19 protein-coding genes are annotated in these 22,840 nt (G+C 57.2%); 9 read left to right on the top strand and 10 right to left on the bottom strand.

Annotation, left to right across the window (positions count from 1 at the left end; translation table 11 throughout):
- From ABSG49_RS11620 to ABSG49_RS11610, 3 genes are all read right to left on the bottom strand, one after another.
- A partial coding sequence (locus tag ABSG49_RS11620) for a hypothetical protein (protein WP_424026296.1) occupies positions 1-1,908 on the bottom strand: 1,908 nt, incomplete at its 3' end.
- 21 nt (positions 1,909-1,929) lie between these two features.
- Positions 1,930-7,419 carry a Kelch repeat-containing protein gene (locus ABSG49_RS11615; RefSeq protein ID WP_424026295.1) on the bottom strand — a complete coding sequence of 1,830 codons (5,490 nt, stop codon included), beginning with the start codon at positions 7,417-7,419 and terminating at the stop codon, positions 1,930-1,932.
- 4 nt (positions 7,420-7,423) lie between these two features.
- A complete protein-coding gene (locus tag ABSG49_RS11610) occupies positions 7,424-7,567 on the bottom strand; it encodes a hypothetical protein (RefSeq protein ID WP_424026294.1) in 144 nt (47 codons plus the stop codon).
- Positions 7,568-7,773: 206 nt separating this feature from the next.
- Here ABSG49_RS11610 and ABSG49_RS11605 point away from each other — a divergent pair, with 206 nt between their 5' ends.
- On the top strand, positions 7,774-8,787 hold the full coding sequence (locus ABSG49_RS11605) for a hypothetical protein (protein WP_424026293.1): 1,014 nt from the start codon (positions 7,774-7,776) through the stop codon (positions 8,785-8,787).
- Positions 8,788-8,848: 61 nt separating this feature from the next.
- Here the strand turns inward: ABSG49_RS11605 and ABSG49_RS11600 are convergent, their stop codons facing one another.
- Positions 8,849-9,037 (bottom strand): hypothetical protein, encoded by a 189-nt coding sequence (locus ABSG49_RS11600; RefSeq protein ID WP_424026292.1) that lies wholly within the window; start codon positions 9,035-9,037, stop codon positions 8,849-8,851.
- A gap of 29 nt (positions 9,038-9,066) precedes the next feature.
- Between ABSG49_RS11600 and ABSG49_RS11595 the strand changes: the two genes are divergently transcribed.
- The gene (locus ABSG49_RS11595) at positions 9,067-9,474 is read left to right on the top strand and encodes a hypothetical protein (protein ID WP_424026291.1); all 408 of its coding nucleotides are present in this window, start codon (positions 9,067-9,069) and stop codon (positions 9,472-9,474) included.
- 269 nt (positions 9,475-9,743) lie between these two features.
- Here the strand turns inward: ABSG49_RS11595 and ABSG49_RS11590 are convergent, their stop codons facing one another.
- From ABSG49_RS11590 to ABSG49_RS11580, 3 genes are read right to left on the bottom strand one after another with little or no spacing between them, the layout of a single operon-like run.
- Positions 9,744-10,142: a hypothetical protein gene (locus tag ABSG49_RS11590; RefSeq protein ID WP_424026290.1), complete on the bottom strand. Its 399-nt coding sequence runs from the start codon at positions 10,140-10,142 to the stop codon at positions 9,744-9,746.
- Between the two features lie 57 nt (positions 10,143-10,199).
- Positions 10,200-10,568 carry a phosphoribosyl-AMP cyclohydrolase gene (hisI, locus tag ABSG49_RS11585; RefSeq protein WP_424026289.1) on the bottom strand — a complete coding sequence of 123 codons (369 nt, stop codon included), beginning with the start codon at positions 10,566-10,568 and terminating at the stop codon, positions 10,200-10,202.
- 1 nt (position 10,569) lies between these two features.
- Positions 10,570-11,754, bottom strand: a complete 1,185-nt coding sequence (locus ABSG49_RS11580; protein WP_424026288.1) for an A24 family peptidase C-terminal domain-containing protein — start codon at positions 11,752-11,754, stop codon at positions 10,570-10,572.
- A 166-nt stretch (positions 11,755-11,920) separates the two neighbouring features.
- Here ABSG49_RS11580 and ABSG49_RS11575 point away from each other — a divergent pair, with 166 nt between their 5' ends.
- Both ABSG49_RS11575 and ABSG49_RS11570 read left to right on the top strand, forming a co-directional pair.
- Complete coding sequence (locus tag ABSG49_RS11575; protein WP_424026287.1) at positions 11,921-12,532, top strand: hypothetical protein; 612 nt, start codon at positions 11,921-11,923, stop codon at positions 12,530-12,532.
- A 105-nt stretch (positions 12,533-12,637) separates the two neighbouring features.
- Positions 12,638-13,747 carry a V4R domain-containing protein gene (locus tag ABSG49_RS11570; protein ID WP_424026286.1) on the top strand — a complete coding sequence of 370 codons (1,110 nt, stop codon included), beginning with the start codon at positions 12,638-12,640 and terminating at the stop codon, positions 13,745-13,747.
- 270 nt (positions 13,748-14,017) lie between these two features.
- Here the strand turns inward: ABSG49_RS11570 and minD are convergent, their stop codons facing one another.
- From minD to ABSG49_RS11555, 3 genes are all read right to left on the bottom strand, one after another.
- On the bottom strand, positions 14,018-14,812 hold the full coding sequence (gene minD / locus ABSG49_RS11565; RefSeq protein WP_424026285.1) for a cell division ATPase MinD: 795 nt from the start codon (positions 14,810-14,812) through the stop codon (positions 14,018-14,020).
- A gap of 110 nt (positions 14,813-14,922) precedes the next feature.
- The gene (locus tag ABSG49_RS11560) at positions 14,923-15,459 is read right to left on the bottom strand and encodes a hypothetical protein (protein ID WP_424026284.1); all 537 of its coding nucleotides are present in this window, start codon (positions 15,457-15,459) and stop codon (positions 14,923-14,925) included.
- 68 nt (positions 15,460-15,527) lie between these two features.
- A complete protein-coding gene (locus ABSG49_RS11555; protein ID WP_424026283.1) occupies positions 15,528-16,403 on the bottom strand; it encodes a hypothetical protein in 876 nt (291 codons plus the stop codon).
- 238 nt (positions 16,404-16,641) lie between these two features.
- On the opposite strand from ABSG49_RS11555, the gene ABSG49_RS11550 reads away from it, so the two are divergent.
- The 5 genes from ABSG49_RS11550 to ABSG49_RS11530 all read left to right on the top strand — a co-directional run bounded on the left by ABSG49_RS11550 (position 16,642) and on the right by ABSG49_RS11530 (position 22,706).
- Positions 16,642-16,989, top strand: a complete 348-nt coding sequence (locus tag ABSG49_RS11550; protein WP_424026282.1) for a roadblock/LC7 domain-containing protein — start codon at positions 16,642-16,644, stop codon at positions 16,987-16,989.
- A 17-nt stretch (positions 16,990-17,006) separates the two neighbouring features.
- Complete coding sequence (locus ABSG49_RS11545; protein WP_424026281.1) at positions 17,007-17,762, top strand: roadblock/LC7 domain-containing protein; 756 nt, start codon at positions 17,007-17,009, stop codon at positions 17,760-17,762.
- Between the two features lie 189 nt (positions 17,763-17,951).
- The gene (locus ABSG49_RS11540; RefSeq protein ID WP_424026280.1) at positions 17,952-20,735 is read left to right on the top strand and encodes a type II/IV secretion system ATPase subunit; all 2,784 of its coding nucleotides are present in this window, start codon (positions 17,952-17,954) and stop codon (positions 20,733-20,735) included.
- Positions 20,728-21,651 (top strand): type II secretion system F family protein, encoded by a 924-nt coding sequence (locus ABSG49_RS11535; protein ID WP_424026279.1) that lies wholly within the window; start codon positions 20,728-20,730, stop codon positions 21,649-21,651. The genes ABSG49_RS11540 and ABSG49_RS11535 overlap by 8 nt, the downstream gene beginning before the upstream one ends.
- Before the next feature lie 2 nt (positions 21,652-21,653).
- Positions 21,654-22,706, top strand: coding sequence for a type II secretion system F family protein (locus ABSG49_RS11530; protein WP_424026278.1), 1,053 nt, complete (start codon positions 21,654-21,656; stop codon positions 22,704-22,706).
- Positions 22,707-22,840 lie beyond the last annotated feature (134 nt).

Raw genomic sequence — 22,840 nt, 5'->3', positions numbered from 1 at the left:
GACGTTGACGATCCAGCTGTTTGATCCGACCGGTGCATCGTCCGGGAAGAAGACCCGGGCCATGATGGCGGTTGACGTCACGCTCATCACGTTAGCATAGATGCGGGTGCTGTTGGTATCGAAGTAGCTCTGGTTAAAGAACGAGACGTTCGAGCCGGTGCCGACCTGGAACCCGGTGCCGGCCAGCGCGACCGTCAGGGTCCGGTTCCGGAACCCAGTCGCTGGTGTAATTGACGTGATTGCCGGTTTCAGCTGCTGCGTGACCGTGAACGTAACCGGTGAGGTGCTGGTACCGCCGTCAGTGGTGGTCACGTTGACGAACCATTTCCCGAAGGCTGCATCGGCAGGTATCGTGAAGTTCCCGGTGATCGCGGTCGGTGTGACACTGCCCAGCCGGGCCGTGATGATGCCGCCATACGTCGTATTGAAGAGCGTGACCGTGGTGTTACCCGGGCCGGGCTGGAAGTTGGTACCGCCGAGCGTGAACGTGATGAGGTCCGTTCGCACGCCGGTAGCGGGCGCAATGCTGCCGGTGATCGTCGGCACGGGTTTCAGGAGCGTGAACGTGACCGGCGAGGTGCTGGTGCCGCCGTCGACCGTGGTGACGTTGACGATCCAGCTGTTTGATCCGACCGGTGCATCGTCCGGGAAGAAGACCCGGGCCATGATGGCGGTTGACGTCACGCTCATCACGTTAGCATAGATGCGGGTGCTGTTGGTATCGAAGTAGGACTGGTTGAAGAACGAGACGTTCGAGCCGGTGCCGACCTGGAAGTTGGAACCGGCCAGCGCGACCGTCAGGGTCCGGTTCCGGAACCCGGTCGCTGGTGTAATCGACGTGATTGCCGGTTTCAGCTGCTGCGTGACCGTGAACGTGACCAGCGAGGTGCTGGTACCGCCGTCAGTGGTAGTAACATTCGCAAACCATTTCCCGAAGGCTGCATCGACAGGTATCGTGAAGTTCCCGGTGATCGCGGTCGGTGTGACACTGGTCAGTTGGGCTGTGATGACCCCGCCATACGTCGTATTGAAGAGCGTGACCGTGGTGTTACCCGGGCCGGGCTGGAAGTTGGTACCGCCGAGCGTGAACGTGATGAGGTCCGTCCGCACGCCGGTCAGAGGTGTGATGCCTCCGGTAATCGTCGGCACGGGTTTCAGGAGCGTGAACGGGTTGTTCGTGGTGCTGGTGCCGCCATCGACCGTGGTGACGTTGACGAGCCAGCTGTTTGATCCGACCGGTGCATCGTCCGGGAAGAAGACCCGGGCCGTGATGCCGGTCGACGTTACGCCCGTGACATTCGCGTAGATAAGGGTCGCGTTGGTCGTGAAATACGTCTGGTTGAAGAACGAGACGTTCGAGCCGGTGCCGACCTGGAAGTTGGAACCGGCCAGCGCGACCGTCAGGGTCCGGTTCCGGAACCCGGTTGCTGGTGTAATCGACGTGATTGCCGGTTTCAGCTGCTGCGTGACCGTGAACGTGACCAGCGAGGTGCTGGTACCGCCGCTGACCGTGGTGACGTTGACAAACCATTTCCCGAAGGCTGCATCGGCCGGTATCGTGAAGTTGCCGGTGATGGAGGTTGCCGTGACGGTGGTCAGCCGGGCGATGATGAGGCCGGGGTACGTCTGGTTGTAGAGCGTGACGTTGGTGTTCCCTGTGCCGGGCTGGAAGTTCGTACCCGCCATCGTGAACGTGACGAGGCTTGTCCTCACCCCCGAAGTCGGTGTTATGGAAGTAACAACCGGTCTTGAGAGGTTCTGGATGGAGAATGCATTCAGTTTGGTATTTTCGCCGCCATCCACGGTTACCACCCGGATGTTCCAGGACCCGGCAGTTGCATTCTCCGGGATCACGACCGTCCCGTCAATGCGGGTGGCCGTGATATTCGTAAGCGTGGTGGCGATCATGCCGGTAGACTGGTTCCGGAACTACACCGTGGTATTGCCGGTTCCCGGCTCGAAGTTGCTCCCGATAATCGTGAACGCAGTCGTGCTGTTCCTGAACCCGGATCCCGTCGGGATGGATGAGATCACCGGCGCCGGGAGGACCGGAGCGGGTGTGCGGGAAAGGGTGATCGTCCGGTCCGGGGAGGCATCGCCCATGCTGTTCAGGGTGGCTCCTACCCGGACGGTGTAGGTACCGTTCCGGTACAGGGCATTCCCCGTGTTCCATATCCCACCGGTATCGTAGGGTGATGATGGGACCCTGATGTCTGTGAGGTCCACGGTCCCTCCGGTCATGTTGATCACGGACGGGAGTTGTGTCCCGTCCGGGCCGATCAGGGTGATGTTGAACGGGATGCCGTTCTGCATCCCGCGTTCGGTAATGATACCCGTGATAGTGGTGGTGATCCGGAACCCGAGCTCGTCGCCGACCGGGACCGTCTTGCCGGTGACATCGGTCGAATTGATGGTGATATCCCGGATCTGGATCTCCGTTACCGGAGCCACCACCTGGAACGCCAGCGGCGGTGTCCCGGATGACCCGTCCCCGCTGTACCATGCGCCGGTCCGGCCGGCAAATTCAGACCGTGACACCGTGAAGTTGTGGATGAGGCTGCTGATATCGATGGTCATGTTCGGCGGGGTCGAAGAGATGTCCATTCCCTCTGACCACCATGAGATGGAGGAGTTGCTGTCAGTACATGCGGTGATGTCGAGCCCGGATTCTCCGATCGCGACCGTTCCACCCGAAGGTACCCACCGGCTCCGCTTGACGGCATGGATATAATTGTTCCTCCGCGTGCTGTTGGGTCCGTAACTATTGTATGCCTGCAGGACCACCGGGTAGGTTCCCGGCGTGGTAAAGGTGTGTAACGGGTCCTGTTCCGATGATCCGGCGGGCGTGAACCGCCACACGTCATTCGTAGAGGGATAACCTCCCAGGAGGACGACGCTGCCGTCCGGCATCGCCACGCTGCTGTGGCTGTAGCGTACCGGCCATCCGGCACTGGCGTTCACCAGTGTCCAGGTTGCACCGTCATCGGCTGACCGCCACACGTCATTCGCTATGCCAAGGGTATACCCGCCCATCAGCACGATACTGCCGTCCGGCATCGCCACGCTGGTGTGGAAATACCGCGGGGTCCACCCGGCACTGGCGTTCATCTCCGTCCAGGTTATGCCGTTATCGGCCGACCTCCACACGTCATTCACTAAGCCGCCGGTATCCCCGCCCATCAGCACGATACTGCCGTCTGGCATCGCGACGCTGGTGTGATAATATCGTGGGGTCCACCCGGCACTGGCGTTCATCTCTGTCCAGGTCGCGCCGTAGTCCGTCGACCGCCATACATCATTCGTATAGGGGTAACCGCCCATGAGGACGATGCTGCCATCCGGCATCACCACGCTGCTGTGACCATAGCGCGTGGTCCACCCGGCGCTGGCGTTCACCTCCGTCCACGTCGCGCCATCGTCCGTTGACCACCACACATCATTATAAATGCCGCCGTAACCGTTCCATCCCCCCATAAGGATGATGCTGTTGTCCGGCATCGCCACGCTGCTGAAGTAACACCTCGGGGACCACCCGGCACCGGAGGTCATCTCTGTCCAGCTCGCGCCATTGTCCGTCGACCGCCACACGTCATTGAAAGCGCTGGCGCCGTTCCAGCCGCCCATCATGACGATGCTGCCGTCCGGCATCGCCACGGCACTCTGGTAATATCGTGCCGGCCACGGCGCGCTCGCGTTCATCTCCGTCCAGGCCTGCGTGTAGTTCTCGTCGCCGAAATACCATGCCCGGCCGGTGGGAGTGTTCAGCGAGTGATCGGTGAACGAGGCCGTCAGTGGTACCGGGCTATAGGTGACGTTGACCGAGAAACGGGGAATCGGTTTTGGACCCGTGACGGAAATAGCGTTCGTCCATACTGAGGCATTCACTCCGTAGGCATTGGAGACCTGCAGCGCTACCGTATAGTGCCCCGGCACGGTATAGGTATGCACCGGGTCCTGCGCCGATGATCCGACGAAGGGCTGGAACCGCCACGTATCATTCATAAAGGTGCTGCCTGTCCAGCCGCCGGTCAGGATGATGCTGCCGTCCGGCATCGCCACGCTGCTGTGACTGTATCGTGCCGGCCATGCGGCATCCGGAAGCTGTGTCCACGTTGCGCCATCATCAGCGGACCGCCACACCTCCTGTGAAAAGCCCGTCCCCAATGGCCCGGTCGCATAGCCTCCGGTGACCACGATGCTGCCATCCGGCATCGCCACGCTGCTGTGAAGACGTCTTCTCGACCACCCGGCATCCGGCAGCTGGCTCCAGGTGGCGCCGTCATCGGTTGAGCGCCACACGTCATTTCTCAAAGTGCCGTCATCGCCACCCATCAGCACGATGCTGCCGTCCGGCAACGCAACACTGCTGTGCCATTCTCGTGCTGTCCACCCGGCGCTCGCGCTCATCTGCGTCCAGTGCTTGCCCAGATCGGTGGACCGCCACGTGTCATTCTGGTAACTGCCGCCCATCAGGACGATGCTGCCGTCCGGCATCACCACGCTGCTGTGGCCGGCTCTCGGGGACCACCCGGCACTGGCGTTCATCAGCGTCCACGTAGCACCGTTGTCTGCTGACCGCCATACGTCATTATAATAGATACTGCCGCCGTCAACCCCGCCCATCAGGACGATGCTGCCGTCCGGCATCGCCACGCTGCTGTGATCGTATCTTGCCGACCATCCGGCACTCGCGGTCTGCTGCGTCCATGTAGTGCCGTTGTCCGTCGAGCGCCAGACGTCATTATAATAGATACTGCCGCTGCTCCCGCCCATCAGCACGATGCTGCCGTCCGGCATCACTACGCTGCTGGAATCTTCTCTTGCCTGCCACCCGGAACTCGCGTTCATCTGCGTCCAGGGCGCGGTGTAATTCTCGTCGCCGAAATACCATGCCCAGTTGGTGGGGTTGTTCAGCGAATGATCGGTAAACGAGACCGTCAACGGTTCAAGGCCGGAAGTGATGTTGGCCGAGAAACGGGGAACCGGCTTTGGACCCGCGACGGCGATATAGTTCTTCCGGACTGAGACATTCACTCCGTTGGTATTGTAGGCCTGCAGCGCTACCGTATAGTGCCCCGGCAAGGGATAGGTATGCACCGGGTTCTGTTCCGTTGAACCGGCCGCGGTGAGCCGCCAGACATCATTCTTGTAGCTCCCGTCAAACCCCCCCGTCAGCACGATGCTGCCGTCCGGCATCACCACGCTGCTCTGGTAGGATCGTGGCCCCCACCCGGCACCCGCTGTCACCTTGGTCCATGTCGCACCGTTATCGGTCGACCGCCAGACATCACTCAGGTGGCCGTAATCGTTGACACCGCCCATGAGGAGGATGCTGCCGTCCGGCATCACGACGGTGTCGAACGCGCACCGTACGGTCCACCCGGAACTTGCATTCACCAGGGTCCATGTCGCACCGTCATCGTCCGACCGGTACGTGTCATTCAGCCAGCCGTAATGCTCACCGCCCATCAGGAGAACGCTGCCGTCCGGCATCGCGACGCTGCTCTGGAGGTGTCGCGGCGACCACCCCGGACTTGCATTCACCTCGGTCCACGTCGCACCGTCATCGGCTGACCGCCAGACATCATGCTGGTAGCCACCCTCGCTTGAGTAACCGCCCATCAGGAGAATGCTGCCATCCGGCATCGCCACGCTGCTCTGGCTGAATCGTGCCGACCACCCCGGACTTGCATTCACTAATGTCCACGTTGCGCCCTCATCGGTCGATCGCCACGTGTCATTCACGCGGACGTTGGAATCAATCTCACCGCCCATGAGGACGATGCTGCCGTCCGGCATCACCACGCTGCTGTGTGCAGATCGCGGTGCCCACCCGGAACTTGGATTCACCAGCGTCCACGTAAGGCCGTCATCGTTCGACCGCCACGTGTCATTCCGGTAACCATCAACATCCGAATACCCCCCCATGAGGACGATGCTGCCGTCCGGCATCACCACGCTGCTGTGCTCCCACCGCTCCGACCACCCGGGGCTTGTGTTCACCTGTGTCCATGGCACCGTGTAATTTTCATCACCGAAGAACCAGGCCCAGCCGGCCGGGTTATTGGATGAAGAATCGGTGAACGAGACCGGTAACGGCGCGGTGCCGGAGGCCGGAGCTGCCGAGAAATCGGCGGTTGGTGCCGGAAGATGGACCGTGATATACCCTGCTTTCAGCGTACTGTTGTATCCGTTGGTATTGTATGCCTGCAGCGCCACCGGGTAGACCCCTGGTGCAGGATAGGTATGCGTCGGGTTCTGTGCCGACGATCCGGCGGTAGTGAGGCTCCACACGTCGTTCTGTAAATTGTTGTAAAGGTCAATACCCCCCATCAGCACGATGGTGCCGTTGGGCATCGCTACGCTGGTCTGCCAGTATCGTGGCGACCACCCGGGATCCGGGAGCCGTGTCCAGCTGGCGCCGAAATCCGTCGACCGCCACGAATCATTCAGCCAGTAATTAGTCGGGGTATCGCCGCCCATGATGACGACGCTGTCGTCCGGCAGTGCCACGGCGCTGAAAGTACGTCGTGCCACCCACGGGCCGCTCGCGTTCGTCATCGTCCACGTAGCACCACCATCAGTCGACCGCCACGTGTCGTTCATCATGTGTGAGTAGCTGGGATCCCCAAACTGGCCGTTCGCAGTCAAACCTCCCATGAGGAGGATGCTGCCGTCCGGCATCGCTACGCAGGTGTGCTCGCTCCGATCCGCCCACCCGGCAGTGGCGTTCACTTCCGTCCAGGTAGCGCCTTCATCCATCGACCTCCACACGTCCTTGGTATCGCCACCTAAACCGTTCTCGTCATTACCGCCCATCAGGACAATGCTGCCGTCCGGTAATGCAACGGCGTTCTGGTTATATCGTGACGTCCACCCTGAGCTCGCGTTCATCTCCGTCCAGGTAGCGCCTTCATCGGTCGACCGCCATGTGTCATTCAGGGTGGGGACGCCCCAGTAGCCTACACCCCCCATGAGGACGATGTGGCCGTCCGGCAGTGCCACGCTGCTGTGGGCTTCCCGCGCCGGCCACCCGGAACTCGCGTTCATCTCGGTCCAGGTTGCACCGCCATCGGTTGACCGCCACGTGTCATTTACCTGCGGGGGAATTGCGTTGTATTCATTACCGCCCATGATCACGATGTTGCCGTCCGGCAACACCACGCTGGTGTGGTGGTCTCTTGCAAACCACCCGGCGCTCGCGTTCACTTCCGTCCATGGCGCCGTGTAATTCTCGTCGCCGAAAAACCAGGCCCAGCCGGCGGGGGTGCCGGTCGAAGTATCCGTGAATGTTACGGTAAGCGGAACCGTCCCGCTTGTCGGCGTCCCGCTGAACGCCGCTGTCGGGACCTGTGCACTTGCACAGCCGAAAAGGATGATGAGACCGAGTAAAACCAGGAAATACCGTGTGGAATTCATGCAGTCACCAAGCCGGAGAATATCCAACGACCCATTCTCTTTTTTTCCTGATTATATACTTGACTGTATAAATTCTGGCCGGCTCCTCCCCCTCATCCTCCGGAACCTCCCTCTCAACACGCAGGGGGATCACACCTTCCGTGGCCATGAGGCCTGAGGGTCATGGGACAGACATCCCTAAAGATTCTTTCGAGAGAGCAATGAGATGGATGCTCTCCACTCGTGTGCACTTCTCACGGGGTCGGGCACGGATTCACAGAGGGGAGTTGTAACCGGCAGGTATCCACTCTACCGGCTGGATAGCGGGATACCAAAGTGCCATTTTTTTATACTCTTTTCCCCCACCTACATGATGTGTCAGGAACGTACGCTCTTGTTCTCATCCTCATCGTTTCAGTCGTCCTCTGTTCCGGATGTGCAATGACCGGCGACACGGCAAAAACCACGCCAACGCCAACCCAGACATCCGTCGTTATCGTGGCATCGGAACCCGCGACCCCCCCGCCCGCTGCCACGGCACTGCCGGTCACGGTCACCCCTGCCCCGGCCAATGCCACCGTCACCCCTGTGCCCGCACTCCCTTCAACGGCAATGCTGGAGACCGGGGCGAAAAAACAGGCATACCCCTATGCAATACGGGGCATGCCGCAGTTCCTCTACTTTAACACCTATGACGGGGTCCGGGACTATCTCCGTGACCGGTATCCCGATCGCCCTACGGATTTTTACAATGTCTCCACTCTTGAGGACTACTACCAGCACTATGTCAGTGATCCCGTGCAGAAGAAGTACCTCGACGCATTAGTTGAAAATATCCGGGAACGGAGTGAACTGCCACCGGAACGCGCCCGTATTGCCGTGAGCCTGATCCAGCACATCCCGTACGCCCCCACCACCCAAACCCTCTACCCGTACGAAGTCCTGTACTACGACATGGGGAAATGCGAGGACAAATCGATCCTCATGGCCTATGTCCTCTCGAAGATGGGATACGGGACTGCCCTCTTCCTGTATTACCCGGAACACCACATGGCCCTTGGCCTGAAATGCCCAAAACAGTACAGCATCGCGGGATCCGGCTACTGTTTCGTCGAGACTACCTCCCCGTCGATCATGACGTACAGCAACGGGACGTACGCGGGTGTCGGGAAACTTACCTCGAAACCGGAGATCATCAAACTCTCGGACGGGGACTCGTTTGACCAGATTGCCGAGGAGTACACGGATGCGCAGTCCTACGATGCAGTCATCAACAGTGCTGTCTGGAATGACAGCGGGATGTTTCTGGACACCTTCAACTATGGCCAGTTCGGGTACCTCAGGGAAAAATACGGGCTCTTCGATCTGGATCTCGTGAAAATCCCGTGATGGCGCCATGGCTCCTTTTCGGGGGATCACGCATCCCGCCGGATGCCGGTGCATGTGCCGGTCAGGCCCTGAGCAGGCAGGTGATCGCAAGGAATGCAACCCCCATTACGCCGATCAGGAAGAACTTGAGATAGACCCCGTGCTCGAAGAACGGGACGGCGAAGACAATCATCAGCCAGAGCCCGATAACAAGGGTAATTCCTGATACGATCTTCCAGAACCAGGACACTTTTTTCCGCCGGCGCTGCATCACACATGACGTTACTGTTCTTGTATATAATGAGTGTTTTTACCGGTACTCCCCGCGTTGCCTGCCCGCTTCCCGGGAAGCACCACCTGCCACACTTTCACGTCCTGCATGCCTGCTCTTTATCTGCCGGTGCCTGCCAACAGGGATGCGGTGATGGTATGCGAAGGACGGAACTGGACCCGCTCATCTTCCGGTGGAAGAAGACCACCCGTGCGCTGAAGATCCATGAACAGCCGTACGGGAAGTATATCACGGATATCCTCGAGCGGCGGACCGATGCGGAACTGGCACGGTTCAGCGACCCGGTCGAGGCGGCAGCATTTTTCTGCCTGCTCGAGCTGGTAAAGCGGAGCTGGCCCGAAGGAGACATCCGTACGGGTCACCCTTCCGGCATACCGGGGCAGTCCACGCTTGTGCCCGGGGACAGTGCGTCGTGAAACGGAGGGATCATCCCGGAGCGGGAAAAAGTGATGAGAGTACGAACCACCCGTTACGATGAACGCCGCCGCAGTCGAAGTTATCACTTCTCCACAGCCTTCAGCTGTCCCCGTCGGGGCGTCTTCGAAGTTTGATAACTTCTCGGATTCGTGGGTCTGATGAACCACTCATCAATCGAAGCAGATTCGCTGCTTCTCCTCCTCAATGTTCTGACGAACATTTCGGAAGTCGAAGAATGCTGATGGAAATACACAATCAATTGTGAATTTCATATAATTTTTAATTCTTTTATCCATTCTGGACCAGTATTTAGATAATTTCTTATAATTTTCCTTCTTCGGTTTTGATCTCGATTCCAATCAATTTTTTTCCCAATTGTATCATTAATTAAAATCTCTAAACTTTTGGGGGTTCTGATGCGTTTGCGGTTGATGACCATTATTTCACCTCGGTAAAATTCCATAATCAACCGCCAACGCATCAGCCCTGCCCCGCCGCTGGAGCATTCCTTATAGAGAGATAATTCCCGGGAAGGTAATACCCGCATCATCGCAAAGCGCGGGGGCGGTCGGGCAACATACCAGCCCGAAGGACTGGTGTGGTGCGCAGAAGATTTCCCGCGGAAATCTTCGAGGGGACAGGCACTGTCCCCTCCGTCAATGTGCATTTTGGATTAAATAAGGTTCTTTACAGAACGAAAAAAAGAGATGCCCGGGTAAATTGTTCAGTGTCCCGGTTTTTTGTACACTTTTTCCGGGTCGAAGACCTGTGTCTCAACAACCGTGCCGTCAAGCGTGCGGAAGAAGCAGCTCCGGTATCCCAGGTGGCAGGCCGCGCCGGTCTGTTCCACTTCGTAGACAAGGCAGTCCTCATCGCAATCGGCACGGATCCGCACCACCTTCTGGAAGTGGCCGCTCTCCTCGCCTTTCTTCCAGAGCTTTTTTCGGCTCCGGCTGTAATAATGGGCAAACCCGGTCTCCTGCGTGAGGCGGACCGCCTCGTCGTTCGCATACGCCATCATCAGCACATCCCGGCTTTTTGCATCCTGCACGATGACCGGGATCAGCCCGTCGGCAAATTTCAGCGTGAGCATCTCATACACCTCCCGCCACGATCCTCATGATCGCAAACAGGAAATCCCCGAAGATGACGGCAGTGAGAAACCCTGCCGTGATGGGGATGATGAACGGCACCGCGTAGGAGATCCAGACCGTGCCGGCTTTCTTATATATTGCCAGTTCATGCGTAAATTCTTCCGGGTGCTCCCGGAGATCCTTGGTATAGACCCGGTTCTCTCCCGCGTACATCCGCCGGATCGCATCGAAAAACGTAATGAACTTCCGGCTGACCCCGTCATCTGTCTCCTCAATGTCTTCCATCACAAAGCCCCACTCGTTCCGGATCTCCTCCCCGTTGACCGGGAACCCGAAGAAGAGGTACATGACCGGGGCGCGGTTGCCCCGTATGACGTTGATGAGGAAGATCCCCACGGGTGTTAAGAGGTTGAGCAGGAGGGCGTTGATCAGGACCGAGAAGGCGAGGAAGCCGAGTGGGGATGAGCCGAGGAGAGGCGTAAACGGGAAGACCGGCACGCAGACCGCAATGAAGATCAGTGCCCATGCATCCGCCCCGCCAAAGAGGTTCAGCCTCCCGAAGATGTAGAAGACGCCGCAGAACACGGAGAGGAGCACGATCACCAGCGCCGGTGCTCCCCAGGCACCGGTGCCGAAGAGCATAAGGACGGACGTGATCGCAAAGATCAGGATGATCACCACGAAGTACCACCGGGTCAGCACCTCATTGACATTCAGTTCCCGGGCAGCAGCCTTCTGCTTCCCCTTCTTCTTTAAGGTTTGTGCCGGCCATCCCCGGTATTCCATCCAGGAGATATAGCCAAAGATCCCGGCGAACATTGCGTACCAGGGGATGAGCTGGACGTTCACGGAAGGGGCAAGGACAAACCAGGAGAGCGCCGGCAGGACGAGAACGGGGACAAGGTACCAGAAAATGCGGGATTCTGCATAATACCCGGCAAGGCCCGGCGAATCCTTCCGTCCCCGGTTGTCCAGGTAGTCCGCATACAGGAAGCTTGCGACAAGGGCAAGGTAGCCGGCAACGAGGCTCGCGCTCGCGGTGGTCTGCCACAGGAGAACGGACGTGCAGGTAACCCCCACCGCGAGCATGGGAAGCCAGTGGATGAACGGAACGCGCCGGTCCCGGATATCCAGGTACGAAGTATAGATCAGGGTCAATAAGACCGCGATTGCCGCAATCACCATCGGGTAAAACATAATGCCGGTATACCATCTTTTTCTTGGAACACTTATGCATGGCGATGCCGGTTTTGCAGATTCCGCAGATATATATCATACCCTGTCGCATATTCCCTTAACAGAGCAGGCGCATCCGAGAAAAAAACGGGTCCGGCACGGGATGGAGAGGTTCATGAAAATACAGGAGCTGATTGAAAGCATTCTCAAGGGTTCGCAGAACCTGGGCACCTTTACCCTTCCCGAGCTGCTCAGTTTTGCCAAGGCGGGAAGCGTCAACGGCCTTGCTGTGGCAAAAGAGTCAGGAAAGGAGTTCTACCTTGCCCTCATCGGCGGTGAACCCGAAGGTGCGATCTATACCGATGAGAAGGGAGAGCGCTACGGTGACAATGCGGTGATGCTGATCGCCGGCCATGAAAAATTTGTGCTCAGCGAGGTGAAGCCGGATCTCGTCGACGCCGTAGTCATGGGGTGCAGGATCTTCGAAAAGAGCCGCCTGACGACGAGCACCAACTACGCGATCCCCGAGTTCGGCAAAAAAAGCCAGGGCATCGGGCTCCTCACCCTCGTCATCCAGCGGGACCGGGAACCGCAGAACGGTGTCCGCGTGTCCATCCGGAGAGACGGGAAGGTTGTGGGCAGCGATGTCACAACGGATAACGGCAGCGTCGGGTTCAGGGTGATGCACGGCGACTACGAATGCATCGTGCAGGATCGCAACCAGCAGATCATGTCATCCCGTATAAAATTCAATGAAAAAAACCCGAAAATTATACTCGAACTTTAATGCCGGATTTACCGTTTTTTTCTTATTTAAACCCAGATCCTTGGTATCCTGTCGTTACAGGATAAGACGAAACGCTTTAATTGGATCATGACAGAACAATGCTTTATGAAGATCGGACGTGAAGACTTCGAGGCGCTCATCAAAGGCGACAAGACCATCGCCCCTTATGTCGAGCTCGATCCCCTTGCCGGTACGTACTCGGTGTTTGGGGTCAAGACCGCGAGTAACCCGAATTACCTCATCAAGGCAATTTACGAGATGTATGAGGCAAACCTCAACAAGAAACTCGCCGTCAAGGCAGTGCGCAAGCTCTTCCGTTCGGTCGGTGCAGGCTCTGTCGGGCTCAACAACCTGTTAAAGAAGTTCGGCATGGACTTAAAACCGGCCGAGTTCCTGATGCTGGTCTTCAAGCTCCAGCACCAGCAGGGCTGGGGCGCCCCTTTCGAACTCGTCGAGGCCAGTGAGAAGAGGATCGTCCTGCGGACCAAGCACACCTTCGAGTCCGAAGTGCTCAAGGACTGGAACATGGCGGTCTGCGGTATCCACCAGGGCTGGATCGAGGGCGTCCTCATGGCAGTAACCGGTAAGTCGTGGTTCTGTCTCGAGAAGAGCTGCCATGCGAAAGGCGACGAGTACTGCGAGTTCGTTGCCGACCAGGTCTCTTCGAGCTGGAAGTTCAAGGCAGAAGCGGTGGTCAAGGGTGAATCCGCGATCACGGAGTTCATCGAGCACAAGCCGCTGGAAGGCAAGATCCAGCTCATCGACGAACCGGTCGTCATGATGCCCCGTTTCATCTTCACGTCCATGACCAACTCCCTCAAGAAGACGATGGGAGAGGCCCCGGCGAGTGGTGTCAACTACCGCGCCTACATGGACATGGGCAAGGAGAACGTCGAACACTACAAGAAGATGGGCATCACGAACCCCAAGACGCTCTCCGACATGGCCTTCACCTTTTACTCCCAGATGGGCTGGTTCAATTTCGTCAAGGAAGAGTGGGACGAGAAGGCCAAGCTGAAGACGATCACCCTCTCCCACACGGTGGAGTCGGAATCGTTCGGCAACACCGGGAAAAATGTCTGTTTCTGCACGGCTGGTCTCCTTGCAGGAGTCATCGAAGGCTCCTTTGGGATCAGGGTGCAGGCAAAAGAGATCAAGTGCAAGTCCAAAGGCGACGAGCACTGCGTCTTCACGATCACCAACAAATCGGAATAAACCCTCTTTTTTAATCTTATTCATACCATCAATACAGGATGGCTGGTAAAGAAGGCCTGAGTGGCCTTTACCCTCTGGATGCAGGGCAGAGGGCCGGCAGCCCCCGTTCCTGCCGCGGGATGCACGTGTCCCGTGCGGGGAATTCCGGTTTTCCTGAGGGAGCGGTAAGAACCGGGAGGTATCATTTTTTCTGTATCAGGAAACGCAGGGGAAGCGGAAGGGTTGCCTTCCGTGAATGGGCATGCCGGTTAAAAAAGAAAACGACCAGGATTATTTCGCGGGTTTCTTCTTGAAGAGCGCCTTGCTGAACCGGTCGATGAACCCTTCCTTCACTTCCACGGTTTTCTCCTCCTTGTAGGCAACACCGACAAGATCGGATGCAATCCGTTTGATGGCCTTGGATGCCGGGGAGGACGGGAACTTGATCACGATTGGGGTCTTGGCGGATGAGGCACGCCGTACATTGGGGTCCTCCGGGATGATGCCGAGGACCTTTACGCCAAGGACTTTCTCCATCTTCTTCGTGATGATATCGGTCTTGTCCTGGTCAACGCGGTTGATGACGGAGCCAAGGACATGTCCGCCGACCACTTCGGTCAGGATCTTGGTCTTGAGGGCATCGACAATGGAGGAGAGTTCAGGGTTGACAACAAGGATCACTTCATCGGCCACGGCAAGGGGGACCACGCCGTCCTTGCTGATACCGGCCGGGGCATCGATTAACAGGAACTCGCAGCGCTTGACCAGTTCGCTCATGACGTCCCGGATCTTATCCGGGTCTGCCTGCTGGAACCCCTGGAGAGAGATACCGCTCGGGATCACCTTGAGCCCTGCCGGCCCTTCGTAGATCGCATCGTTGATGTTTCCCTTCCCGGCGAGGATTTCGTGCAGGGTGATCGGTGCGTCCTGGAGTCCCAGGATAAGACCGACGTTTGCCATGCCGATATCGGCATCCATAAGGTATGTCTCTTTTCCAAGCTGGGCCAGCATCGTTCCGAGATTGACGGCAACCGTAGTTTTCCCTGTGCCGCCTTTACCGGACGCGATCGTGTAGACTTTGACCATTAAGCACCCTGTGGTGATGAGTATTTTATGTTAAATTTATATAAGATTACTGGAGTCTTCGCATATTCGATTCTTCGAATATTCGATTCCTTGCATATTCTCTATTCGTGTTATATCCACCAGTTTAAAATATCTTTTGTATCCTTTTCAATCCTCCGGCAGATTTCTTCAGGTATCTGGAGATTTGTCCGGATGATGCCGACAAGGTTTGACCCCTTATGGGTGAACCCGAACAGAAGAACGCCAGGTGTTTCCGCGAGTGGATCATTCACGAACAATTCGCCGTACCGGGCGGCGTCGGTCTGTGCTGATCCCCCCCCGCTTGAGGCAAAGACGAGCCCATCGGACGTTGCAATGGTGAACTGGTCCAGCGAGTATTTTTCCACGAGTGCATGGAGGCTTCCGGTCACATCCGGCAGTCCCTCAACAATACTGACCGGTTTCGGCTGGGGGAGCACTTCCGGCCTCGGTACGGGCTGCGGGATGGATTTTTTAGAAACAGGGGAGATGGGTTTGGACCCGGGCTGGTACGCGAGATTACGGGGGGGGGAGATCAGGCGGGTCTTTTCAACTGGCACTCTTATTTTTCCCGGCCTGCGCAGGAGATAGTACGCAGCCGCAGCCACGATGACAAGAATAATGATCACTGCGATGACGGTGAGCTGGGAATCGGGGAGTAAACCTGCGATGATTGATCCTCTCCTTTGAGGGTATTTCAGCGTTCCATCAGGTGTTCAAGATGGAGCTGCTTGACCATGGTTTTGCAATCGTTGCGGATCTTGTCTGTCACGTTTTCCATATCCAGGGTGTCAAATGTGTCGATATCCTTCTCAAAACTGCCCTGCCCCTGGCCGGAAGATAAAAGGTCTTCTTCCGCCCGCGGTGCCGGTACCCGGGGGGCAGGAGGGATCTGGGAAACCTGCTCGGTGGCCTCCTGACGGGCAGCGGCATGGAGAGCGGGTGGTGACTTGTGAGGGGGGGTAACGGGATGGGGTGCAGCGGGTGCTGTTGCCGGAGGTTTCGGGGGGATTTTGACCGGTGCCGCAGGTGGGGCAGCGGGATGGGGTGCAGCGGGTGCTGTTGCCGGAGATTTCGGGGGGATTCTGACCGGTGCCGCAGGTGGGGCAGCGGGTGCTGTTGCCGGAGATTTCGGGGGAATTCTGACCGGTGCCGCAGGTGGGGGGGCTTGGTGGGCCGGTGCGGGTTTTCTGGCCGGCTCAGGATATGCGGTTTCCTGTCGCTGCGGAGGAGATGGTTTCTGGGACTGCGGGGCGATCGTACCTGCCTTCACAATTTTACAGGCCTTGTTGAATTCGATGGACAACTGAACCTGCGGATCGTCCAGCGTTGAGAGCACCGCATCCACCTCTTCGGCAACGGATTTCTGCAGTTCAGCCCAGCCGGCATCCCCGGACTTTTCCTGGAACTTGACAAGGATACACTTGCCTCCCTTGAGCACGATGGTCCCCGTTGCGGGCCCGGAAGAGATCGCGCAGATCCCGGTAAAACGCGTCCGCGCAAGCTCAATCAGAATGCTTTCGATCGTCTGATTCTTCTTGATTTCGCGGAATGTTCCCCTCGGGAGTTTCATTATGTGTAGTTTGATAGTATTCTGCTATATAGTTTCTTTTTATGAAGGTGGAAACCGCGGTGCGCTCAAGCAGGCCGGCCCACCTGTTTCCGGTAAAGTATATATGCAGATGCCCCGTCCGGTCGGAAATACTGTCTGGTTATGAGTATTTTGCAGCATAACCCCGGTTTCTGCGAGATTGAAAGACTAACCTTTTAATAGAAGAGCACGAAAGATAAATTTATTACGTGGTGTAAATATGCTGAAACCATTACTGGAAGAATTTCTTAAGGTTGACGGGGTATCAGCTGCGGTCGTTGTCGGGAGGGATGGCTTCGTGATTGAGAGTGCTGTTTCTGGAAAAGTCGATATTGAAGCCCTTGGAGCCATGGCTTCAACCGGCCTTGGAACTTCCGAAGCGATGGGCAGTACACTGGGGAAAGGCGAACTCTCCCAGATGCTGGTGGAGCTGGAAAAAGGGCCTATTATCTTGTCTCCGCTGTCTGCCGATGAACTGATCGCGATCGTTGCTGATACAACGGCAAATGTCGGCAGGATCCGGTACGAACTGAAGAAAAACAAAGAACGAATCGTTGCTGCCCTCTGATCACCTCCTTATTTTTTATGAACTTTCCCGCAGGAACCGATGGAGGCACCATTTCCAACCCTCAGGACGAGGGTTTTATCCGGGAACTGATGTCCTTTGTCGGGGCAATTGAGATAGAGACCGGTTCAGGGCATGGCTTCATCCTGGCAGAAAAAGGGAAGCTGATATCTGCCTATTTTCATTCGGAACAGGGTGAGTTCAAAGGAAAGGAAGCCCTCTCCCACATGACCATGGATTCTGACGGGACGGAGGAGCAGATCTTCAGCCTGAGAATATACAATCCCTTGGAATTATCCCGTGCGGTCCGGATCTCTGGAGAGGAAAAACTGCTCCTTTCGGATGAGGAGCCGGTGCCCCCAACGGAGGCTCCCCCGGTCTCCCCGGCCACCGCCATCCCGGCAGCAGCAAAAAGCGGTGCAGTACCGGCAGCCCTCCCGAAACTCCTGGATGAAACAAGGCTCCGGAAGATTATGAGCCAGCCCGGTGTGCTTGCCGTATCAGCATTCTTCGAAGGCTTCCCGGTCCAGTCCATGGGGGACGCGGATTTCGAGCATGTGGCCGCTTCGGCAGAAGATTTCTGGCGGGCAGGCATAAAGATCGCACAGGAGATGAAGATCGGGAATCTCGACCAGCTGATCCTCGAGACGGCACAGAATAAGTTTATTATCGCTCCCTGCGGCGATCTCCATCTTTGTATTTTTACCACAGCCGAGGCCCAGCTCGGGCTCATCAGGGTCGTGCTGAAAAGCATCCAGAAAGAAATCACCGGTTGATGGAGGATAAGGCATTCAGCACATTGACGGTTCAGGTTTTTACGGTGGGCAAATGAGGGGGATGTTAGTTCATCCTCCTGTCCAGAGGGTAGATATACTCAGAGGCAAATTATCTTTTAACTGTCTGGAATACATCGATAGCCATTGCGATACCAGGGGACTTTACACCTCAAAGGGGGGAGATCCAACATGAGCAGAGAGAATGACGATTCGCTGGACGATGTGAACGCGCTCTTAAAGATGATCGGGGGGAAGAAGAAGGGCACACTCTCGAAGGAACAAAAAGAGGTTCCGGCAACTCCCGTTTCTCCCGATCCACCGGTACAACAGAAACCATCCGGCTCTCCGTCGGGTGGCGGGGATTTCTCCGCACTCATGAAAAGACTGGAAATGGCAAACCGCGAGAGCACTGCACCCGTTTCCAGGACCGTTCAGGTGAACCCCCCTCCCCTTCCAGCCCCCTCCAATCCTGCAGAACCGGAACCAGAGAGCGACCAGTACATGGATTTTGAGGCCCTGCTTGAGGATGAAACGCCGGCGGCACCATCTCCGGCCGAACCGGTGCCTGAACCAGAACCGGAGATCAGCGGCCGTGACGTCAGATCACCGCCTGACAAGATGGTTGCCACGATGAACGCTGCCGGGACCTCAGCACCCCCGGCCGACACGTCTCCTGCCCCCTCCACCCCCCCGGTACAGGAGGAGCAGGAACCCGTCATCGAGATCACCGATGAAGATCGCGAGGCTGCCCTCTGGAAAGCAAAGACAGCCAAAAAGGCAAAGATGGTCGTGGAAGAGGAACCCATGGCCGGCACGCCTCCTGCTCCCTCCACCCCCCCGGCACCTCCGGTACAGGAGGAGCAGGAACCCGTCATCGAGATCATCGATGAAGATCCCGAGGCTGCCCTCTGGAAAGCAAAGACAGCCAAAAAGGCAAAGATGGTCGTGGAAGAGGAACCCATGGCCGGCACGCCTCCTGCTCCCTCCACTCCCCCGGCACCCCCGGCACAGGAGGAGCGGGAACCCGTCATCGAGATCATCGATGAAGATCCCAAGGCTGCCCTCAGGAAGGCAAAGACAGCCAAAAAGGCAAAGGCTGTTCCGAAAGAGGAACCCCCGGCCGTAAAGGAGAAGGAAACCGATGAGAAGATCATCACGGTTGACCAGATATCAGACCTGTCCGGCATGATCCTCCCGAAAGGGGCAACGTTCCAGATCGAGGAGCTCAAGCTGCACGGCCGCATCAATGCGTTCGAAGGCACCAGTGGCAGCGTCCTGCCTGCCGAATTTGCCGAGATCTGGAAAAAGGAGTTCTCCACGGCAGGATTCAAGGATCTCGATATCGAAGAAGAGATCCTTCCTGACAAGGCACAACTCAAACCCGCCCCGAAAAAGCTCGGGCTCTCCGGCCTGTTTGCCGCCATCCGCACGGAAGAGGTACCGTACGATCCCAAGCTGCACGGCCCGCTTGTTGACCTCACCTTCAATCCAAAACCCGGTATCGAGGAGATGGAGATGTACCCGGTCAACGAACCGTATGCCTATGTACGGATCAGCTACGACCACTCCTCCCACGAATATACCTACCATCTGCTCGAGCCGGTCCTGACAGAACCGGAAAAGGACCTTTTAAATGAGCTCAAGGAGCGCCTGTTCGACACGCTCGATATCAATACAAAAAATCTCTCCCGGGAAGATGCACGGCAGAAGCTCCGTTCAGCAACGGGTGATATTATACAGGATTTCGGCATCAAGCTCACCCCTGTCCAGAAAGAGAAGATCTACTACAACATGCACAAGGATTTCCTCGGCGACGGCCTGATCGATCCCATCATGCACGACAAGTATATCGAAGATATCTCGTGCGATGGGGTCCATACCCCCATATTCGCGTTCCACTCCAGCTACGAATCGATGAAGACCACACTGGTATACAATGCCGCGGAAGAACTCGACTCGTTTGTCACGAAACTCGCCCAGCGGGCCGGGAAGTACATCTCGATCGCGGAACCCATTCTCGATGCAAGCATGCAGGACGGGTCCCGTATCCAGATGACGCTGGGAACGGAGGTGACGGCCCACGGTTCCACCTTCACCATCCGTAAATTCAAGGACGAGCCGATCACGCCCACGGACCTTATCGAGTGGCATACCTTCTCGCCGCTCGCGATCGCCTACATCTGGCTGGCCGTTGAGGGCGGCAAGTCCGCCATCTTTGCCGGCGGGACGGCTTCCGGTAAGACTACGGCCCTCAACGCGATCTCGCTGTTTATCCCGCCCATGGCCAAGATCGTCTCCCTTGAAGATACCCGCGAACTGAAGCTCCCGCACCCGAACTGGATCCCCAGTGTCACGAGGGACTCGTTCGACACGGCCGGCAGGGGTGAGATCAACATGTACGAACTCCTGCGTGCCGCGATGCGACAACGTCCCGAGTATATCATCGTGGGTGAGGTCCGTGGCAAGGAATGCCAGACCCTCTTCCAGGCAATGAGCACGGGCCACATCACCTATTCCACGACGCACGCGGACTCGGTGGCCAGTGTCGTTCACCGTATTGAGAACCCGCCCATGGATGTGCCGAGGAACATGCTCTCCGCTCTTGACTTCATCTGCGTGCAGGTGCAGGCCCGGGTGGGCGGCAAGCGGATCAGGAGGAACAAGCAGATCGTTGAGATCCTTGATATCGACCCGAGGACGAACGAATTGATCACGAATGAGGTGTTCAAGTGGCGGTCTGCCACCGATGAGCACTCCTACTCCGGCAAATCCTATTTACTGGAGGAGATCATGGAGGCGAAAGGCTGGAGCGAGAACCGGATGCGCGAAGAGCTGAAACGCCGGCAGGAAGTACTTGAGTGGATGCGCATCAAGAAGATCCGCCACTACAAGGACGTGTCAAAGATCCTGATCTCGTATCACCGGGAGCCTGAGGCGGTTATCGAAAAAGTGAGGAAAGACCTCTATGAATAGTTTCGAACGGTTCAGTTTCAACATCCTTGGCAAACGGATGAAAGGGAAACGGGACGAGTATGCCCAGCTCCGGAATGACCTGATATCGGCCCGGTTCAAGACGCCTTTTGAAGTCTACATCTCCACGGCGACGGTCAGTTCCATCATCGTTGGGTTCGGGATGGCAGCGGTGATCGGACTCTTCAGCTGGGTCCTGAAACTCCCTACCCTGATCAAGTACAAGGGTGCCGTCCCCGGCCCGCTGCTCGTGCTCTCCACGTACAGCCTCCAGATCGGGACCATCGCGATCACGATCTTTTCCCTGCTGGTCTTCGGCGGCCTCACCTATGTCGCGTTCATCATGTACCCGAGCCTCGAGGCGGGCAACCGGCGGCGTAACATCGATGCGACCCTGCCGTATGCCATCAACTATGTGACCTCGATGTCCACGGCAGGTATCACGCCCGCAGAGGTGTTCCGCCTTCTGGGCGACAGCCCGATCTACGGGGAAAGTTCTGTAGAGGCACGGTATATCGCCCGGGAGGTCGACATTTTCGGAAGGGATCTCATCGATGCCATGAGGCTCGTATCCGCAAGCACGCCGAGCAAAAGGATGAAGGAATTCCTGCAGGGCTCGATGGCAAGCATCTCGAGCGGTGGCAACCTGACCGACTATTTCCGGACAAAAGCCGACCAGTATGCCCTCGAGAACCGGCAGACCCAGAAACTCTTCCTCGAGACGCTCGCACTCATCTCGGAATCGTACGTTACCGCCATGGTCGCGGGTACCCTCTTCCTGATCATCCTGCAGTCGATCATGTCCGTGCTCTCCGCGGATAACAAACCGATGTTCCTCTATGCGATCATTTACTGCATGATACCCCTCGGAAGTATCGCATTCGTGGTCATGATCAGTTCGATGACTCCGGAGTCCTGATCATGGACCTGAACGATATACTCAGCAAGATGTCGGTAAAGACTCCCGACACTCCCGAAAAGGGCAAAGATGCTGAACTCAGGAATGCCGATCTTGACACCCTGGAAGTGGAACAACTCACTGAGATCACCACAAAACTCGAGCACGAGCGGCAGACCCGGGAAGGGATGGGGAAGTTCCTCAAACATCCGGTCCAGGTCCTCACGGAACGACCCGAAAACATACTTATCGTCTGTATTCCGCTGGCGCTCCTTATTTTTATCGGCGGGTTTCTTTACTTGGTCAGTGCCTATGGCATCAAAGTCATCTTCACGACAACATCCGTTGATGACTTCCTGGTATTTGCTGTCCTGATTGCCATCGTCCCGGTGGCACTCCTGGATCTCATGGAGCAGATACGGGTCAAGAACCTGGAAAATGCCCTGCCCAATTTCTTCCGTGACCTGGCGGGCATGAACGATTCCGGTATGACCCTGCCGGTTGCAGTGCACATGGTGGCAGCCGCGGAATACGGGACCCTCACGCCCCACATCCGGAAGCTTGACAATGAGATGTCCTGGGGTGTCGGGTTCGTCGAGGCGCTCTTCCGGTTCGGCAAAGGGCTTGGCACCACGCTTGCGGACCGGAGCGTGGACCTGATCGCAAAGGCAAGCAAGGCCGGGGGGGATGTCAGCGAGGTGCTGCGGGCAGCAGCAAAAGATACCTACGAGGTCGTGAACCTCCAGGCTGAACGATCCAACGGCATGCTGATCTACGTGGTCATTGTGCTGGTCTCGTTTGCCGTGTTCCTGTTCGTCATCGCCATCCTCGTCTCCTCGTTCCTGACTACCATGGCAACTGCCGGCGCCACCGCGTCCGCCTCCGGTGCAAAGGGCTTTGGGGGAGTGATTGATATCTTCATCTACAAACGGCTCTTCTCCCATGCCGCAATGTTGCAGGGCTTCTTCTCCGGTCTAGTCGCCGGCCAGATGGGTGAAGGGCGGTTTATTTCCGGGCTGAAATATTCGGCGCTCATGGTCCTGATCGCATGGGTTACGTTCAGGTTCTTCATCTGAATCCGAGTGGTTCATCAGAACCGCGAGGAGGAGAATCGGAGAGGTTTCCGGTAAACCTCGACGAAGAGAAGTGAGGCATCGGCCGACCTTCGACCATTTCTGAATGAATGGTTCATCAGAACCGCGAGGAGGAG

Origin of the sequence: Methanoregula sp. (assembly GCF_049510175.1) — an archaeon.
Lineage (GTDB): Archaea > Halobacteriota > Methanomicrobia > Methanomicrobiales > Methanospirillaceae > Methanoregula.
The sequence above is the reverse complement of the archived record's forward strand: the minus strand, read 5'-3'. Positions and strand labels throughout refer to the sequence as shown.